Raw genomic sequence first — 17,169 nt, 5'->3', positions numbered from 1 at the left:
TCAGACCCGGGCCGCGGTGACGGCGGCGGAGCCCCAGGTGGTTCTCCAGCGGCGTTTTACCCCATGCAGGCCGAACCAGGCCAGCAGGCCCAGACTGGCGAACAGCCACAGCGCCAACTGATAGCTGCCGGTGCTTTGCTTGATCGCGCCCATGCCCGCAGCCAGGGCGAAACCGCCGATGCCGCCGGCCATGCCGATCAGGCCGGTCATCACCCCGATTTCACGGCGGAAGCGTTGTGGCACCAGTTGGAACACCGCGCCGTTGCCCGCACCGAGGCCGAGCATGGTGCACACGAACAGGGCCAGGGCCGCATAGGAACTTGGCAGGTTGAAGCCAACCGAGGCGATGCACACCGCGGCGATGCTGTACATCACCAGCAGGGTGCGGATGCCGCCGAAACGATCGGCCAGCGCACCGCCCAGCGGGCGCATCAGGCTGCCACCGAACACACAGGCGGCGGTGTAATAGCCGGCGGTGACCGGGCTCAGGCCGTACTGGTCGTTGAAGTAGCCGGGCAGGGCGCTGGCCAGGCCGATGAAGCCGCCGAAGGTCACGCTGTAGAAGAACATGAACCACCAGCTGTCGCGGTCGCCCAGGGCCTTGAGGTAGTCGGCCATGGATTTGGCCTTGGGCCGTTCCGGGGCGTTCTTGGCCAGCCAGGCGAACAGCCCCAGGGTCAGGATCAGCGGAACCAGGGCGAAGCCGAACACGTTGCTCCAGCCAAAGACGCCGGCCAGCAACGGGGCGAACAGGGCCGCGAACACGGTGCCGGAGTTGCCGGCGCCAGCGATGCCCATGGCCTTGCCCTGGTGCTGTGGTGGATACCACTGCGAGGCCAGCGGCAGAGCCACGGCGAACGAGGCACCGGCCATGCCCAGGAACAGCCCCAGCAGCAGGGCCTGTTCATAGCTGTGGATGCCCAGCTTCCAGGCGCAGAACAGCGCGCCGATGACAATCACCTGACCGATCAGCCCGGCGGTCTTGGGTGACAGGCGGTCGGCCAGCAGGCCCATGGCGAAACGCAGCACGGCGCCGGCGAGGATCGGCGTGGCCACCATCAGCCCGCGTTGCTGGGTGGTCAGTTGCAGGTCGGCGGCGATCTGCACCGCCAGCGGGCCGAGCAGGTACCAGACCATGAAGCTCAGGTCGAAGTAGAGGAAGGCCGCGAACAGGGTCGGGGTGTGGCCGGATTTCCAGAAGCTTGAATTCATCGCGCACCTCAGCTGTAAAGAATCTCGAAAGGAGTCATGGGCTTTGTGGGGCGCCGTTAGGGCCGCTCCACCGGCCCCGGGCTGTGGGGCCAAAACGAAAAAACGCCGCAACCCGCATCGCCTGGGGCGAAAGGGGTGTGCGACGTCTTTGTCGTAGGTGGGGCAACCGCCGTTGGTTACCTGTGGCGATTACATAGCCAGATCTGTGCCAAGAGTTGGAGTGCCGGTGTCCCTGATCGCGGGCAAGCCTCGCTCCTGCAGATCACGGCGGACCGTAGGAGCGAGGCTTGCCCGCGATGGGGCCGTATTGGCGCAACGAAAGGTCAGCCGAGCAACTCGCTCATGGCGATGATCTGCTCCGCCACCTGGATCAGCTTCTGCTGCCGGCTCATGGCCTGGCGGCGCATCAGGGTGTAGGCCTGTTCTTCGTTGCAGTCTTTCATCTTCATCAACAGGCCCTTGGCCAGCTCGATGCGCTTGCGTTCGGCCAGTTGCTGGTCCCGGGCCTGCAATTGCGCGCGCAGCGCCTGGTCGCTCTCGAAGCGGGCCATGGCCACATCGAGGATGGGTTGCAGGCGCTGGGCCTGGATGCCTTCGACTATGTAGGCACTGACCCCGGACTTGATGGCATGGCGCATCACATCCGGGTCGTGCTCGTCGGTGAACATCACGATCGGCCGCGGCTGGTCGCGGCTGACCAGCACCACTTGCTCCAGCACATCGCGGCTCGGTGACTCGGTATCGATCAGGATCACGTCCGGGCGCACCGTTTCGACGCGCGCCGGCAGGTCGACGGTCAGGCCCGACTCGTCGATCACCTCGAAGCCGGCTTCCGTCAGGGCCGCCTTGAGCCGACCGACCTTCCTGGCGGTGTCGTTGATCAGCAGGATACGCAGCATGGTCTCAGGCTCCTGTCAGCGGCTGGCGAGAAGAGGGGAGCTGTCGCTCATGGCGTGCAGTTGGAAGCTGCGCGCGTAGGCGGCCGGGTCCGAGCCGTCCCAGCGCTTGCCGTCGATCAACTGGCTGCTGCGCATGTCCGGGCCCGGGGACGCGACGCCGACCGCGCTGGCGGCTTCGCGGTAGAGCCCGAGTTGTTGCACCTGGCGCGCGATGCCCAGGTAGTCCGGGTCTTCGCGCAGCAGGCCCCAGCGGCGGAACTGGGTCATGAACCACATGCCGTCGGACAGGTACGGCAGGTTGACCGCGCCTCCCTGATAAAAGCGTAGCGCGTGGGGATCCTGCCAGCGCTGGCCGAGGCCGTTGGCATACTCGCCGAGCAGGCGCGGCGCGATGCAGTCCAGCGGCGCATCCAGGTAGTCGCTGGCGCTCAGCAGTTGTGCGGTGCTCTGGCGGTTCTCGCGGCTTTGCTCGATGAAGCGGCTGGCCTCGAGGATCGCCATCACCAGGGCACGGGCGGTGTTCGGGTATTGCTCGACAAAGGCACGGGTGCAGCCGAGGACTTTTTCCGGGTGGTCCGGCCAGATCGCCTGGCTGGTGACCAGGGTGAAGCCCAGGTTCTGCCGCACCGCGCTGGCGCTCCAGGGTTCGCCCACGCAAAAGCCGTCGATGCGCCCGGCCTGCAGGTGCGCGACCATTTGCGGCGGCGGCACCACCACGCTGTCGACGTCCTGCAGCGGGTGGATGCCCTGGGCGGCCAGCCAGTAATACAGCCACAGGGCGTGGGTGCCGGTGGGGAAGGTCTGGGCGAAGGTCAGCCTTGCCCGGCTTTGGTGCACATGCCGCTCCAGCGCTTCAGGACTGGTCACGTCCAGGGCCTGCAGTTCCCGCGAGAGGTTGATGCTCTGGCCGTTCTGGTTCAGGCCCATCAGCACCGCCATGTCGGTGGCGTTGACCCCGCCGATGCCCAGGTGCACGGCGTAGATCAGGCCGTACAGGCTGTGGGCGGCGTCCAGTTCGCCACTCACCAGCTTGTCCCGCAGGTTGGCCCAGGACGCCTGGCGCTTGAGGTTCAGGGTCAGGCCGTAAGGCTGGGCGAACCCCTGGGTGGCGGCGACCACCACCGAGGCGCAGTCGCTCAGGGCCATGAAGCCGAGATCGATCGCGGTCTTTTCCGGAGCATCGCTGCCGTTGACCCAGGCCAGCGGGCTGACGGGGAGTTCATTCATGGGGGGCACCGTCCATAAAAAGCTGCCCTATAAAAGCGGCCATAAAAAACGTCGCACCCGCACGCCGGGCAGAGCCAGTGGGGGAGCGACGCCTTTGTCTTGCAGCCCGCGCCGTCATTGGCCCGGGTGCTGATGGAGCTTGCGGTGCAAGGCATATGCCATTCGCGGTTGATTTCGCCACGTGCCTCGCCTGCGAGCCCGGCGTGCGGCTATAATCGCCGCCTCATTTCGCCGCCACCGAGTCAAGCCCGCCCATGTATACCCTGGCCCGCCAGCTGTTGTTCAAACTCTCCCCGGAAACCTCCCATGATCTGTCCCTGGACCTGATCGGCGCGGGCGGGCGTTTGGGCCTCAATGGCTTGCTATGCAAGGCGCCGGCGCAGATGCCGGTGAAGGTCATGGGCCTGGACTTCCCGAACCCGGTCGGCCTCGCGGCGGGCCTGGACAAGAACGGCGCGGCGATCGATGGCTTTGCCCAGCTGGGGTTCGGTTTCGTCGAGATCGGCACCATCACCCCGCGTCCGCAGCCGGGCAATCCCAAGCCACGGCTGTTCCGCCTGCCGGAAGCCGAAGCGATCATCAACCGCATGGGCTTCAACAACCTGGGCGTCGATCATCTGCTGGCCCGAGTGGCGGCCGCCAAGTACAAGGGCGTGCTGGGGATCAACATCGGCAAGAACTTCGACACCCCGGTCGAGCGCGCGGTGGACGACTACCTGATCTGCCTGGACAAGGTCTATGCCCACGCCAGCTACGTGACGGTCAATGTCAGTTCGCCCAACACCCCGGGCCTGCGCAGCCTGCAGTTCGGCGAGTCGCTCAAGCAGTTGCTCGGCGCCCTCAGCCAGCGTCAGCAGGCCCTGGCGGTGCAGCATGGCAAGCGGGTGCCGCTGGCGATCAAGATCGCCCCGGACATGACCGACGAAGAAACCGCCGAAGTGGCCCGCGCCCTGATCGAAACCGGAATGGACGCGGTCATCGCCACCAACACCACCCTGAGCCGCGTCGGTGTCGAAGGCATGGAGCATGGTGACGAGGCGGGCGGCCTGTCCGGCGCGCCGGTGCGGGACAAGAGCACCCACACCGTGAAGGTGCTGGCGGGCGAGCTGGGTGGGCGTTTGCCGATCATTGCGGTGGGCGGTATCACCGAAGGCAGCCACGCGGCGGAAAAGATCGCTGCCGGCGCCAGCCTGGTGCAGCTGTATTCGGGCTTCATCTATAAGGGGCCGGCGCTGATTCGCGAGTCGGTGGACGCGATCGCGGCCTTGCGCTGAGGTTTTTGCGCGGCCATTAAAAAGGGCTCCTTAAAGGAGCCCCTGGGCCGCAGCCCGCCGTCCGGATGGGACGCGCGTGGTTAAATCGTTGCGTATTCAGATTTTGGTGTCGGAATGTGTGCCCTGTTTTAGCCGACGGCGTGAAGTTCGTTGAGTCTGTGGATTCCCGCAGTGCCGGTCATACCGTCCCAGTTGTCGCCGCGTCCTTCGCGCCAGCCATTGATCCAGGCTTGACGTACTGACGGTAGAGTAAATGGGCAAAGCTCACGGGACTTGCCATTAACGCCATACTGGTATCCGCGCAAAAATGCTCTTTCCAACGGATCACGCTTAAGTCTTCTCATAGGGTGTTTCCCTCACTTGTTGACTGTCTTATGTCCCGTCGACCTCGTTCGAGGCCGGGCAGAATGCTTCTGCCGTTGGGGCTCGCTGCCGGCGTCGCGAGCCTGGTGTCGACGTCATTGCGGCGTCGACCTGAGTTGATTTCTAACCAATGCGCCACAGTGTGTGAATGATCGTTTTGTCATAAGGACGTAACGATAATGGTGGTAAGGCCATAAGAAAGGCCTGCCCTGTAATGGGGCGATCGGGCAAACCTCGCTGTGATCAGCCTCTTACTGAATGATGGGCTTAATGCTTTAGTGAGAATCCCATTCTGTTGCACTCAGGTATTATTCGATGAAAGGTCGAGTTATGACCTTTTGTTACGCTGACTTTTTATCTGCCTCGGCATCTAAGCTTTTTCCCCAGCAGTTACCGCTGGCGGTGGGCTGAACAGCAGGGGCGGGACGGCACAGATTCGTGCCACGCGGGCGCTCTGCAAGAAAAGCGCTTGATTGAAAACCGGGCGGACGATGCGTTGTCCGTTCACTTATTGCCAAAGGCCTGAACTCCCATGTCGGATCGCTACGAACTCTTCCTCACCTGTCCCAAAGGCCTCGAAGGCCTGCTCATCGAGGAAGCCGCCGGGCTTGGCCTTGAAGACGCGCGCGAACATACCTCGGCCGTGCGCGGCATGGCCGACATGGAGACCGCCTACCGCCTGTGCCTCTGGTCGCGCCTGGCCAATCGGGTATTGCTGGTGCTCAAGCGCTTCCCGATGAAAAACGCCGAAGACCTGTATGACGGCGTACACGACGTCGACTGGCAGGACCACATGCTGGCGGACGGCACCCTGGCGGTGGAGTTCAGCGGCCACGGTTCGGGCATCGACAACACCCACTTCGGCGCCTTGAAGGTCAAGGACGCCATCGTCGACAAGCTGCGCACACCGACCGGCGAGCGCCCGTCCATCGACAAGCTCAACCCGGACCTGCGCATTCACCTGCGCCTGGATCGCGGCGAAGCCATCCTCTCCCTCGACCTGTCCGGCCACAGCCTGCACCAGCGTGGCTATCGCCTGCAGCAGGGCGCGGCGCCGCTGAAGGAAAACCTCGCGGCGGCGATCCTGATCCGTTCCGGCTGGCCACGCATCGCCGCCAACGGCGGCGCCCTGGCCGACCCGATGTGTGGTGTGGGGACCTTCCTGGTGGAGGCCGCGATGATCGCCGCCGACATCGCCCCCAACCTCAAGCGCGAGCAGTGGGGCTTCACCGCCTGGCTCGGCCACGTCCCGGCGCTGTGGCGCAAGCTGCACGAAGAAGCCCAGGCCCGGGCCCAGGCCGGCCTGGCCAAGCCACCGCTGTGGATTCGCGGTTACGAGGCCGATCCGCGGCTGATCCAGCCGGGCCGCAACAACGTCGAGCGGGCCGGCTTGAGTGAGTGGATCAAGATCTACCAGGGCGAAGTGGCAACCTTCGAGCCGCGTCCGGACCAGAACCAGAAAGGCCTGGTCATCAGCAACCCGCCTTACGGCGAGCGCCTGGGCGATGAAGCCAGCCTGCTGTACCTCTACCAGAATCTGGGCGAACGCCTGCGCCAGGCCTGCCTGGGCTGGGAAGCGGCGGTGTTCACCGGCGCCCCGGACCTGGGCAAGCGCATGGGCATTCGCAGCCACAAGCAGTATTCGTTCTGGAACGGCGCCTTGCCGTGCAAGCTGCTGCTGATCAAGGTGCAGCCGGACCAGTTCGTCACCGGCGAGCGGCGTACCCCGGAGCAACGGCAGATCGAGCGCGAACAGGCCGAGGCCGAGCAGGCGCCGCAGGTGCAGGAGCGCCAGTACAACAAGAACGGCAACCCGATCAAGCCGGCGCCAGCGCCGGTGGTGGAGCAGGCGCGCCTGAGCGAAGGTGGGCAGATGTTCGCCAACCGCCTGCAGAAGAACCTCAAGCAACTGGGCAAGTGGGCCAAGCGCGAAGGCGTCGAGTGCTACCGCGTCTACGATGCCGACATGCCGGAATACGCCCTGGCCATCGACCTGTACCAGGACTGGGTGCACGTGCAGGAGTACGCCGCGCCGAAATCGGTCGATCCGGAAAAGGCCCAGGCCCGCCTGTTCGATGCCCTGGCGGCCATTCCGCAGGCCTTGAATGTCGACAAGAGCCGGGTGGTGATCAAGCGTCGCGAGCGCCAGAGCGGCACCAAGCAATACGAACGGCAGAGTGCCCAGGGCAAGTTCACCGAGGTCAGCGAAGGCGGTGTGAAGCTGCTGGTCAACCTCACCGACTACCTGGATACCGGGCTGTTCCTCGATCACCGGCCGATGCGCCTGCGCATCCAGAAAGAAGCCGCCGGCAAGCGTTTTCTCAACCTGTTCTGCTACACCGCCACCGCCAGCGTGCACGCGGCCAAGGGCGGGGCGCGCAGCACCACCAGCGTCGACCTGTCGAAAACCTACCTCGACTGGGCGCGGCGCAACCTGTCGCTCAACGGCTTTTCCGAGAAGAACCGCCTGGAGCAGGGCGATGTCATGGCCTGGCTGGAGACGTGCCGCGATGAGTTCGACCTGATCTTCATCGATCCGCCGACCTTCTCCAACTCCAAGCGCATGGAAGGGGTGTTCGACGTACAGCGCGACCATGTGCAGTTGCTCGACCTGGCGATGGCGCGGTTGGCGAGCGGTGGCGTGCTGTATTTCTCCAACAACTTCCGCAAGTTCCAACTGGAGGAAAACCTGGCGGCGCGCTACGCGGTCGAGGAGATCACCACCAAGACCATCGACCCGGATTTTGCCCGTAACGGCAAGATTCACCGGGCCTGGAAAATCACCGCCCGCTGAATGCGATTGGATCCACAGAGCCTTGATTTTCAAGGCTCTTTGCTCTAGCCAAATTAGTGGCGAATAGCTATAACTCAATGCAAGCCCATGTGACGCTCACGTTCGCTGGCGTTATGAGTTCTGCTTATGTCGTTGCACTCGGTGCGCCCGAAAATTCTGGGCTTTATCAGCGAAGATGTGTCGCCCTGGTTGGTCGCCTTGCTGGTGCTGCTGGGAGGCTTTGTGCTGACCGGGTTGCTGGCCTGGTCGACGCTCAATCTGTACCAGCAGCAGCTGCGGCAGCGTTTCCAGCTGCTGGCCAGCGAGCGTTACAGCCGCATCGAAGAGCGCTTCGAGGATCAGGAGCAGCGCCTCGACGGCCTCAAGCGTTTCTTCATCAATTCCGGCGCGGTCTCGCGCCAGGATTTCGACGGTTACACCAAACCCCTTTTGCACCGCACCCAGGCCTATGCCTGGGCGCCGTGGGTCAGCGCCGCCGAGCGTCCGTCGTTCGAGCGCCAGGCCCGTGAGCAGGGCGCGCCGGACTATTTCATCGCCGACCTGAATGCCGAGGGCAAGTTGCAGCCCGCCGCCGCGCGCGACGAATACGTGCCGGTGCTCTACAGCCAGACCCAGAGCCCGCTGGGCTCGCCCCTGGGGTTCGACCTGCTGTCCCTGGCCATGCGCCGCGATACCCTGGAACGGGCGCGCCTGCGCGATGGGGTGGCGGTTTCGCAGCCGGTGCAACTGGTCGGCGTCGAACCTTCCTACGCGCGGGGCATCATCCTGGCGACCCCTGTCAGGGGGCGTGCCGATGCCGCCTTGCCGGCCGCCGAGCCCAGCGGCTATGTGATCGCGGTGATCAGCATGCGCCAACTGGTGGTCGATGGTTTGCCCGAGCAGAGCCACGACAACCTGTTCGTGCAGATCATCGACCTGTCGACCGCCGAGGCCCATGGCCGGCTCTATGAGTCGAGCAACGGTCCGGGGGACAGCTCGCTGGCGGTGAGCCGGGTGCTGAGCCTGGCCGACCATGAGTACCAGGTGAACATCCGCCCCAGCGCGCTGTTCCTCCAGGCCAACCATTCTTCGGCCGCCAGCCAAGTAGTCCTGGGTGGGCTGCTCAGCCTGTTGCTCAGTGCCTTGCTGTATGTCCTGGTCAGCCAGCGGCAGCGGGCGCTGCAGTTGGTGGAGCAGCGCACCGCGGAACTGCGGGTCAGGGAGCAGGAGCTGCGCGGTACCCACGGGCAGTTGCGCAGCGTGCTGAATGCGGCGACCCAGGTGGCGATCATCGCCACGGACCTGCGGGGCGTGATCAGCACCTTCAATGCCGGGGCCGAGCATATGCTCGGCTACAAGAGCGCCGAGGTGGTGGGCCAGCTGACGCTGGACAGCCTGCATTTGTCCGAGGAACTGAATGTGCGGGCGCAAGCCCTCAGCCAGCGTTACGGCCGGCAGATCCCGATGTATCAGGCGATGCTGGTGGACGGTTCCGAAGAACATGGCGGCGAAACCCGGGAGTGGACCCTGGTCCGCTGCGATGGCAGCCATCTGGCGGTGAACATGCTGGCCACCCCGGTGCTGGACGATCACGGCCTATGGGTCGGGCACTTGGCGATCTGCATCGACATCACCGAACGCAAGCGCGTCCACGAGGCGCTGGCGGCTCGCGATCGCCTGCTGAAAAAGCTCAGCGCCCATGTGCCCGGTGGTATTTACCAGTTCCTGGTGGATAGCGCCGGCCATGCCAGTTTTCCCTACGTCAGCGACGGCATCCGCGACATCTACGAGATCGAGCCGCAGCAATTGCAACTGGACGCTGAGCCGGTGTTCGAGCGGATTCACCCCGGCGATGTGGCCAAGGTGCGTACCTCGATCTGGACCTCGGCGAAGAAGCTCAGCCCCTGGCGCGAGGAATATCGGGTGCAGCTGCCGCTGCGCGGCCTGCGCTGGGTGCGCGGCGAAGCGACGCCGGAAAAGCAGGCCAACGGCGGGGTGCTGTGGCACGGTTATCTGACCGATATCTCCGACCTCAAGCGGGTCGAGGAAGAGTTGCGCGCCTTGTCGATCACCGACTCGCTGACTGGCATCCACAACCGGCGCTATTTCCAGGAGCGCCTGCAAACCGAAATGGCCCGGGTCGAGCGCGGGTCGGGCCAGCTGTCGGTGATCATGCTGGATATCGACCACTTCAAGCGGATCAACGACCAGCATGGTCACGCCAGCGGCGACAGGGTGCTGCGCGCGGTCTGCGAGCGCATCGGCCAGCGCCTGCGCCGTACCGATGTGTTCTGCCGGCTGGGCGGCGAAGAGTTCATGGTGCTGTGCCCCGATACCGATGGCCATCAGGCCTATGTCCTGGCCGAGGAACTGTGGCGTGGGCTGCGCGGTGCGCCGATCGAGGGCGTGGGGGTTGTCACCGCCAGTTTCGGCATCGCCAGCTGGCGTGAGTACGAAGGGGCCGACGGGTTGTTGCTGCGGGCGGATTCCGGGGTCTACGCGGCCAAGCAGGCGGGGCGCGACAGGGTCCAGGCCGAGATAGTTTGAGGCGGGAAGAGGCAGGAGTGGGGTGACGCGAGGTGGCCCGCGCGTCACTTCCGGGGGAGGACTTACAGGGTCGAGGCGGTGTCCGCCAGTTTCGGCTGGCGGTACAGGTCCAGCAGCACCTGATCGAGCACCGAGGACGCGCCCCAGGGTTTCGGATCGTTGAGGATCGCCACCACGGCCCAGGTGTTGCCGTTGCTGTCGCGGCTGTAGCCGGCGATGGCACGCACGGTGTTCAGGGTCCCGGTCTTCACATGGGCCTCGCCGGACATGGCGGTGCGCTTGAGGCGCTTGCGCATGGTGCCGTCCATGCCGGCGATCGGCATCGAACTGATGAACTCCGCCGAGTACGGGCTTCTCCAGGCCGCTTGCAGCATCGAGGCCATTTCCCGGGCGCTGACCCGTTCGGCGCGGGACAGGCCCGAACCGTTCTCCATCACCAGGTGCGGCGCGGTGATGCCTTTCTTGGCCAGCCACTGGCGCACCACCCGTTGCGCGGCCTTGGCGTCGTCGCCGTCGGCATCGGTGCGGTACTGCGCGCCGAGGCTGAGGAACAGTTGCTGGGCCATGGTGTTGTTACTGTATTTGTTGATGTCGCGGATGATCTCCGCCAGGTCCGGCGAGAAGGCCCGCGCCAGCACCTTGGCGCTGGACGGGACGCTGGCCAGACGGTCCTTGCCCTGGATGCTGCCGCCCAGTTCCTGCCAGATGGCACGCACCGCGCCGGCGGTGTAGGTCGCGTGGTCCAGCAGCGACAGGTAGGTCTGGGAGCTGCAGCCGTCACCCAACTGGCCGTTGACGGTCACGGTGACGCCACCGTCCGCCTGGGGGACTGGGTTGTAACGAACGTCGCCGGTGCATTGCTTGCCGCCGACGGCCTTGACCTGGTTGTCGATGCGAATGCTGGCAATCGGCGGCTCGACGGAAATCAGCACCTTGCCCGAGTCGTTGCGCGCCACGAAGCGCAGGGCCTTGAGGTTGACCAGCAGGGCGTCGGGTTTGACCAGGAACGGCTTGTTCTCGTCATTGCCGTCGTCGTTGAACTGCGGCAGTTGCGGTTGCACGAAGAAGTTGCGGTCCAGCACCAGGTCGCCGGTCACTTGCTGCACGCCATTGGCCCGCAGGTCGCGCATCAGCAGCCAGAGCTTTTCCATGTTCAGCTTGGGGTCGCCGCCGCCCTTGAGGTACAGGTTGCCGTTGAGGATGCCGCCGCTCAGGGTGCCGTCGGTGTAGAACTCGGTTTTCCACTGGTGGGTCGGGCCGAGCATTTCCAGGGCCGCGTAGGTGGTGACCAGTTTCATGGTGGACGCCGGGTTGACCGACACATCGGCGTTGTAGACCGTGGTCGTGCCCGGGCCGTTGAGGGGAATCATCACCAGCGACAGAGCGTTGTCTTGCAGTTTGCTGGCCTTGAGGGCCTGCTGGACTTTGGGCGAGAGGGTGGTGTTGATGGGCGCGGCGGAGACGGAAATGGCCAGGGGCAGAAGAAGGCCGGCAAGCAACAGTGGACGCAAAGATTTGATCATGTGAAGTAAAACCCTACAGCCGAGGGGAAAAAAGATGAGGGCATGACGATAAATTCCCTCAGTGGTCACGAAAGTGTCGGCATTATGCCCCAAGGCATAGCGGCTTGTGCCGTGCCGCGGCGGGCTAATCCGCTATTTTTTTCCCAATGGCATGCCAAGCCCCTCATAGAGTCAGGCAATCGGTTGCTTAAACTGTTAAAGTGCCGCCCGTTATTACTTATGAGGATTGTTCCATGGCCACTAACCGTTCCCGCCGTCTGCGCAAAAAACTGTGCGTAGATGAATTTCAGGAGCTGGGTTTTGAGCTGAACCTGGATTTCAAAGAAGATCTGGCCGAAGAGGCTATTGACGCTTTCCTCGACGCGTTCCTGAAAGAAGCGATGGAAGCCAACGGTCTGGGCTATGTGGGTGGCGATGACTTCGGTCTGGTTTGCCTGAGCAAGCGCGGTTCGGTCAGCGAAGAGCAACGTGCCAAGGTCGAAGCCTGGCTCAAGGCCCGCACCGAACTGACCACTGTTGAAGTCAGCCCGCTGCTGGACGTCTGGTACCCGGAAAACGCGATCAATCCGGTAGCCTGATGCACTGAGCCGGTGGCCCGTCCGGGCCGCCGGCTCATGGCTGTCGCTGTACAGCCGTTCTCGATTTATTCCCCTTCACCACCTTCTATGCCTCGGGCCTGTTTCCCGGGAATTCGCGTGGGCGGGATTTGTAGCCGCGGTCAGTTCTTGTCCCAGTTCAGGATCACCAGGGTCAGTACCCCGGCAACGATGCCCCAGAACGCCGAGCCGACGGAAAACAGGGTCAGGCCCGAGGCGGTCACCATAAAGGTGATCAGTGCCGCCTCGCGCTCCTTCACTTCGCTCATGGCGATGCTCAGGCCGTTGATGATAGAGCCGAACAGCGCCAGGGCGGCGATCGACAGCACCAGCTCCTTGGGCAGTGCCGCGAACAAGGCCGCCAGCGTGGCGCCGAAGACCCCGGCGATGCCGTAGAAAATCCCGCACCAGACCGCCGCGGTGTAGCGTTTGTTGCGATCCTCGTGGGCATGGGGGCCGGTGCAGATCGCCGCGCTGATGGCCGCCAGGTTGATGCCGTGGGAGCCGAACGGCGCCAGCAGCAGCGAGGCGATACCGGTGGTGGTGATCAGCGGCGAGGCCGGGACCTGGTAGCCGTCGGCGCGCAGTACCGCGACCCCGGGCATGTTCTGCGAGGTCATGGCCACCACGAACAACGGGATGCCGATGCTGATGGTCGCCGCCAGGGAGAAGTGCGGGGTGGTCCAGACCGGCGTGGCGACTTCCAGCTGGAACTCGCTGAAGTCCAGCAGCCCCATCACCCCGGCCAGCGCGGTGCCGATCAGCAGCGCGGCGAGCACCGCGTAGCGTGGCGACAGGCGTTTCATCAGCAGGTAAGTGAAGAACATGCCCAGCACCAGCCCGGTGCGATGCTGCGCCGCGACGAAGATCTCGCTGCCGATCTTGAACAGGATGCCCGCCAGCAGCGCCGCAGCGAGGGAGGCTGGAATGCGCTTGACCAGGCGTTCGAAGCTGCCGGTCAGGCCGCAGATGGTCACCAGTACCGCACAGGTGATGTAGGCGCCTATGGCTTCGCCGTAGGTCACGCCGGACAGGCTGGTGATCAGCAGCGCCGCACCAGGGGTCGACCAGGCGATGGTGATCGGCGTGCGGTAGCGCAGGGACAGGCCGATGCTGCACACGGCCATGCCGATGGAAATGGCCCAGATCCAGGAGGAGATCTGGCCGCTGGTCAGCCCGGCGGCTTGCCCGGCCTGGAACATCAGCACCAGGGAGCTGGTGTAGCCGGTCATCATGGCGATGAAGCCGGCGACTATGGCCGAGGGCGAAGTGTCGGCCAGGGGGCGTAGCGGCGCGAGGGAGGCATCGGACATGAAGCGCTGTTCCTTGTTCGGGTGAAGATATCTGTCGCCCGGGAGCCTGGGGCAGGGAGATCGGGTGACGAAAGCAGGGGCCAAGCCTAAACGTAAAGGCGATTCGTCATTGCCATACAGCCAGGGCGGCAAATGGCCGTACAGTCGCCGCGAAAGCCTGTCGCCCATACAGTTATTGCGAATGAACCCCGTGGGTTGTGTACAATATGCCAGTATTTTTACGCGATACTTGTCAGCGACCCACTGTGCCGTATTACAGTCACGGTCAATTCGCCGCCGTTCTCCCGACTCGAGTGCCCATGAACGAACAGTTGCAACCCCTCAAGAAACAACCGCGAGCCGGCAAGGCCGGTCGCAGCGGGACCCAGGACGATATCGTCTACGCGCATATCTTCGAGGCCATCCTCGAACAGCGCCTGGCGCCCGGCACCAAGTTGAGCGAAGAGGCGCTGGGGGAGATTTTCGGGGTCAGCCGCACCATCATCCGTCGCGCGCTGTCGCGCCTGGCCCATGAAGGCGTGGTGCTGCTGCGGCCCAACCGCGGCGCGGTGGTGGCCAGCCCGAGCGTCGAGGAGGCGCGCCAGGTGTTCATGGCCCGGCGGCTGGTGGAGCGGGCCATCACCGAACTGGCGGTGCAGCACGCCACCGCCGAGCAACTGGCCGAGCTGCGGCAGATGGTCAATGACGAGCGCGACAGTTTTTCCCGTGGCGATCGCGGCGCCGGTATCCGCCTGTCGGGCGAGTTCCACCTGAAGCTGGCCGAAGCGGCGAAGAATGCCCCGCTGATCAGCTTCCAGCGCAGCCTGGTATCGCAGACCTCGCTGATCATCGCCCAGTACGAAAGCGGCAACCGCTCGCACTGTTCCTACGACGAGCACACCCAGTTGATCGACGCCATCGAGGCCCGCGACGCGGAGCTGGCGGTGAACCTGATGATGCATCACATGGATCACATCGACAGCAAGCTCAACCTCGACGAAGAAAGCGCTTCGGACGATTTGCACGCGGTGTTCTCGCACCTGCTGCAGACCAAGAAGCCGGGCCGTTCACCCGCCAAGCTTTGAGACATTGCCGCGGGCCCTTCGCGGGCAAGCCTCGCTCCTACAGGGACACGTAATCCAAGGTAGGAGCGAGACATTGCCCGCGATGAGGGCCTGAGAGACACAAAAAATCCCCCGGAATCCAACGATCACGGGGGATTTTTTATGCCTGGAGCACTTAGCGCTGGTGCACCCGCTTGCCTGCGGCATAGGTCTGCGCCACGGTGCGGTCGTCGCCCAGGGTCATCAGCACGAACAGGGTCTCGGCGATGTTCTTGGCCTGTTGCAGACGATAGCTCAGCAGCGGCGTGGCGTTGTAGTCGAGCACCAGGAAGTCGGCGTCGGTGCCCGGCTGCAGGGTGCCGATCCGGTCTTCCAGGCGCAGCGCGCGGGCGCCGCCGAGGGTGGCCAGGTACAGCGACTTGAACGGGCTCAGGCGCGCGCCCTGCAACTGCATGACCTTGTAGGCTTCGTTGAGGGTCTGCAGCAGCGAAAAGCTGGTGCCGCCGCCGACATCGGTGCCCAGGCCGACATTCAGCTTGTGCTTCTCGGCCATCGGCAGGTTGAACAGGCCGCTACCGAGGAAGAAGTTCGAGGTCGGACAGAAGGCCACGGCCGAACCGGTCTGGGCCAGGCGCGCGCATTCGTCGTCGCACAGGTGCACGCCGTGGGCGAACACCGAGCGTTCGCCCAGCAACCGGTAGTGGTCGTAGACGTCCAGGTAGCCCTTGCGCTCCGGGAACAGCTCCTTGACCCAAGCCACTTCTTGCAGGTTTTCGCTGATGTGGGTCTGCATGTAGAGGTCGGGATACTCACCGAGCAGTTGCCCGGCGAGGGTCAGTTGTTCCGGGGTGCTGGTTGGGGCGAAACGCGGCGTCACCGCATAGTGCAGGCGGCCCTTGCCGTGCCAGCGCTCGATCAGCGCCTTGCTTTCCAGGTAGCTGGATTCGGCGGTGTCGGTCAGGTAGTCCGGGGCATTGCGGTCCATCATCACCTTGCCGGCGATCATCCGCAGATCGAGCTTCTCGGCGGCGGCGAAGAAGGCGTCCACCGATTGCGGATGCACGCTGCCGAAGACCAGGGCGGTGGTGGTGCCGTTGCGCAGCAGTTCCTTGATGAAGATGTCCGCCACTTGCGCGGCATGGGCCGGGTCGGCGAACTGGCGTTCGCAGGGGAAGGTGTAGGTGTTCAGCCAGTCCAGCAATTGCTCGCCGTAGGCACCGACCATGCCGGTCTGCGGCAGGTGGATATGGGTATCGATGAAGCCGGGGGTGATCAGCGCATCCGGGTAGTGGGTGATCTCGGTATCGGCGGGAAGGCCGGCGAGCAGTTCGCTGGCAGGGCCGAGGGCGCTGATCCGGCCGTTGTCGACCACCAGCAGGCCATCCTCGAAATATTCGTAGGAGGCTTCGATGCCGACCTCGGCGGGGTCGGCGATGCTGTGCAGGATGGCGGCACGGTAGGCTTTGCGAGTCGGAAGCATGGGGCAGTCTCGGTTCGTGGCTTTTTAATGAGTGGCCTGGCTGCGGCGCGAGGCCGGCAGCAGTTTGGCAATGGGTTCGGCGCGGGCGCTGTGCTGGCCGAAATTGGCGTTATAGGTGGCGATGATTTCGCCGGCGATGGAGATGGCGATTTCCACGGGCAGCTTGCCTTTGACTTCGCCCAGCCCCATCGGGCAGCGCATGCGTTGCAGCACGCTGTGGTCGAAACCCCGTTCGCGCAGGCGGTGTTCGAACTTCACCCGCTTGGTCCTCGAGCCGATCAGGCCGAAGTAGGCGAAGTCGTTGCGCTTGAGAATCGCGGCGGTGAGTTCCAGGTCAAGCTGGTGATTGTGGGTCATGACGATGCAGTAACTGCCGGCGGGCAGGTCGTCGATTTCATCGACGGGTTCCTCGCTGACGATTTTACGCACGCCCGGGGGGATCTGTTCGGGGAATTCCTGCTCCCGGGAGTCGATCCAGCGCACCTGGCACGGCAGGCTGGCCAGCAGCGGCACCAGGGCCCGGCCGACATGGCCGGCACCGAATACCGCGATCTGCGCCTGGACCTGGCCCATGGGTTCGAACAGCAACACTGTGGCGCCGCCGCAGCACTGGCCGAGGCTGGCGCCCAGGCTGAAGCGCTCCAGATGGGTGTCCTGGCGGCCGCTGGCGAGCATCTCGCGGGCGATCTGCATGGCCTTGTATTCCAGGTGCCCGCCGCCGATGGTGTCGAAACTCTGGGTGGCGCTGACCACCATCTTCGAGCCGGCATTGCGCGGCGTCGAGCCTAGCTCTTCGATGATGGTCACCAGCACGCAGGGTTCACCGCGGGTCTGCAGGTCGGCGAGGGCGCTGATCCAGTTGTACATGTTTCACCTCGACATCGCTGTTGTCTGTCCGGCCGTCATCTCGGGCAAGCTC

13 protein-coding genes are annotated in these 17,169 nt (G+C 64.4%); 5 read left to right on the top strand and 8 right to left on the bottom strand.

Going from position 1 to position 17,169, the window contains the following annotated elements:
* From ACQKQA_RS11935 to ACQKQA_RS11925, 3 genes are all read right to left on the bottom strand, one after another.
* Entirely contained in the window at positions 1-1,212 is a 1,212-nt protein-coding gene (locus tag ACQKQA_RS11935) for a nitrate/nitrite transporter (RefSeq protein ID WP_427557179.1), read from the bottom strand.
* Between the two features lie 323 nt (positions 1,213-1,535).
* On the bottom strand, positions 1,536-2,111 hold the full coding sequence (locus ACQKQA_RS11930) for an ANTAR domain-containing response regulator (protein WP_427557177.1): 576 nt from the start codon (positions 2,109-2,111) through the stop codon (positions 1,536-1,538).
* A 15-nt stretch (positions 2,112-2,126) separates the two neighbouring features.
* Positions 2,127-3,338, bottom strand: coding sequence for a CmpA/NrtA family ABC transporter substrate-binding protein (locus tag ACQKQA_RS11925; protein ID WP_427557174.1), 1,212 nt, complete (start codon positions 3,336-3,338; stop codon positions 2,127-2,129).
* Positions 3,339-3,592: 254 nt separating this feature from the next.
* On the opposite strand from ACQKQA_RS11925, the gene ACQKQA_RS11920 reads away from it, so the two are divergent.
* The gene (locus ACQKQA_RS11920; RefSeq protein ID WP_427557171.1) at positions 3,593-4,612 is read left to right on the top strand and encodes a quinone-dependent dihydroorotate dehydrogenase; all 1,020 of its coding nucleotides are present in this window, start codon (positions 3,593-3,595) and stop codon (positions 4,610-4,612) included.
* Positions 4,613-4,740: 128 nt separating this feature from the next.
* Here ACQKQA_RS11920 and rmf read toward each other — a convergent pair whose 3' ends face one another.
* Positions 4,741-4,956 carry a ribosome modulation factor gene (rmf, locus tag ACQKQA_RS11915; RefSeq protein WP_010448881.1) on the bottom strand — a complete coding sequence of 72 codons (216 nt, stop codon included), beginning with the start codon at positions 4,954-4,956 and terminating at the stop codon, positions 4,741-4,743.
* Between the two features lie 551 nt (positions 4,957-5,507).
* Here rmf and rlmKL point away from each other — a divergent pair.
* A complete protein-coding gene (gene rlmKL / locus ACQKQA_RS11910) occupies positions 5,508-7,769 on the top strand; it encodes a bifunctional 23S rRNA (guanine(2069)-N(7))-methyltransferase RlmK/23S rRNA (guanine(2445)-N(2))-methyltransferase RlmL (RefSeq protein ID WP_427557167.1) in 2,262 nt (753 codons plus the stop codon).
* Positions 7,770-7,895: 126 nt separating this feature from the next.
* Positions 7,896-10,295: a sensor domain-containing diguanylate cyclase gene (locus ACQKQA_RS11905; RefSeq protein WP_427557164.1), complete on the top strand. Its 2,400-nt coding sequence runs from the start codon at positions 7,896-7,898 to the stop codon at positions 10,293-10,295.
* Between the two features lie 62 nt (positions 10,296-10,357).
* Here ACQKQA_RS11905 and dacB read toward each other — a convergent pair whose 3' ends face one another.
* Positions 10,358-11,818 carry a D-alanyl-D-alanine carboxypeptidase/D-alanyl-D-alanine endopeptidase gene (dacB, locus tag ACQKQA_RS11900; protein ID WP_427557162.1) on the bottom strand — a complete coding sequence of 487 codons (1,461 nt, stop codon included), beginning with the start codon at positions 11,816-11,818 and terminating at the stop codon, positions 10,358-10,360.
* A 233-nt stretch (positions 11,819-12,051) separates the two neighbouring features.
* Between dacB and ACQKQA_RS11895 the strand changes: the two genes are divergently transcribed.
* Positions 12,052-12,396 carry a YggL family protein gene (locus ACQKQA_RS11895; protein WP_427557159.1) on the top strand — a complete coding sequence of 115 codons (345 nt, stop codon included), beginning with the start codon at positions 12,052-12,054 and terminating at the stop codon, positions 12,394-12,396.
* A gap of 140 nt (positions 12,397-12,536) precedes the next feature.
* Here the strand turns inward: ACQKQA_RS11895 and ACQKQA_RS11890 are convergent, their stop codons facing one another.
* Entirely contained in the window at positions 12,537-13,727 is a 1,191-nt protein-coding gene (locus ACQKQA_RS11890) for a benzoate/H(+) symporter BenE family transporter (protein ID WP_427557157.1), read from the bottom strand.
* 299 nt (positions 13,728-14,026) lie between these two features.
* Here ACQKQA_RS11890 and ACQKQA_RS11885 point away from each other — a divergent pair, with 299 nt between their 5' ends.
* On the top strand, positions 14,027-14,791 hold the full coding sequence (locus tag ACQKQA_RS11885) for a GntR family transcriptional regulator (protein WP_044462130.1): 765 nt from the start codon (positions 14,027-14,029) through the stop codon (positions 14,789-14,791).
* 154 nt (positions 14,792-14,945) lie between these two features.
* Here ACQKQA_RS11885 and guaD read toward each other — a convergent pair whose 3' ends face one another.
* Both guaD and xdhC read right to left on the bottom strand, forming a co-directional pair.
* Entirely contained in the window at positions 14,946-16,250 is a 1,305-nt protein-coding gene (gene guaD, locus ACQKQA_RS11880) for a guanine deaminase (RefSeq protein WP_427557154.1), read from the bottom strand.
* A gap of 24 nt (positions 16,251-16,274) precedes the next feature.
* Positions 16,275-17,117, bottom strand: coding sequence for a xanthine dehydrogenase accessory protein XdhC (gene xdhC / locus ACQKQA_RS11875; protein WP_427557151.1), 843 nt, complete (start codon positions 17,115-17,117; stop codon positions 16,275-16,277).
* Positions 17,118-17,169 lie beyond the last annotated feature (52 nt).

The sequence above is a fragment of the Pseudomonas sp. NPDC089530 genome, from assembly GCF_050280705.1.
Classification (GTDB): Bacteria; Pseudomonadota; Gammaproteobacteria; order Pseudomonadales; family Pseudomonadaceae; genus Aquipseudomonas.
Note: the sequence above shows the minus strand (reverse complement) of the source record. Positions and strands in the feature narration are given on the sequence as shown.

Excerpts from the sequence above, each read along its gene's own strand:
- ACQKQA_RS11905 (WP_427557164.1), top strand. The coding sequence starts at position 7,896 with ATGTCGTTGCACTCGGTGCGCCCGAAAATTCTGGGCTTTATCAGCGAA.
- ACQKQA_RS11935 (WP_427557179.1), bottom strand. The coding sequence starts at position 1,212 with ATGAATTCAAGCTTCTGGAAATCCGGCCACACCCCGACCCTGTTCGCG.
- dacB (WP_427557162.1), bottom strand. The coding sequence starts at position 11,818 with ATGATCAAATCTTTGCGTCCACTGTTGCTTGCCGGCCTTCTTCTGCCC.
- xdhC (WP_427557151.1), bottom strand. The coding sequence starts at position 17,117 with ATGTACAACTGGATCAGCGCCCTCGCCGACCTGCAGACCCGCGGTGAA.
- ACQKQA_RS11920 (WP_427557171.1), top strand. The coding sequence starts at position 3,593 with ATGTATACCCTGGCCCGCCAGCTGTTGTTCAAACTCTCCCCGGAAACC.
- ACQKQA_RS11930 (WP_427557177.1), bottom strand. The coding sequence starts at position 2,111 with ATGCTGCGTATCCTGCTGATCAACGACACCGCCAGGAAGGTCGGTCGG.
- ACQKQA_RS11895 (WP_427557159.1), top strand. The coding sequence starts at position 12,052 with ATGGCCACTAACCGTTCCCGCCGTCTGCGCAAAAAACTGTGCGTAGAT.
- rmf (WP_010448881.1), bottom strand. The coding sequence starts at position 4,956 with ATGAGAAGACTTAAGCGTGATCCGTTGGAAAGAGCATTTTTGCGCGGA.
- ACQKQA_RS11885 (WP_044462130.1), top strand. The coding sequence starts at position 14,027 with ATGAACGAACAGTTGCAACCCCTCAAGAAACAACCGCGAGCCGGCAAG.
- ACQKQA_RS11890 (WP_427557157.1), bottom strand. The coding sequence starts at position 13,727 with ATGTCCGATGCCTCCCTCGCGCCGCTACGCCCCCTGGCCGACACTTCG.
- guaD (WP_427557154.1), bottom strand. The coding sequence starts at position 16,250 with ATGCTTCCGACTCGCAAAGCCTACCGTGCCGCCATCCTGCACAGCATC.
- ACQKQA_RS11925 (WP_427557174.1), bottom strand. The coding sequence starts at position 3,338 with ATGAATGAACTCCCCGTCAGCCCGCTGGCCTGGGTCAACGGCAGCGAT.
- rlmKL (WP_427557167.1), top strand. The coding sequence starts at position 5,508 with ATGTCGGATCGCTACGAACTCTTCCTCACCTGTCCCAAAGGCCTCGAA.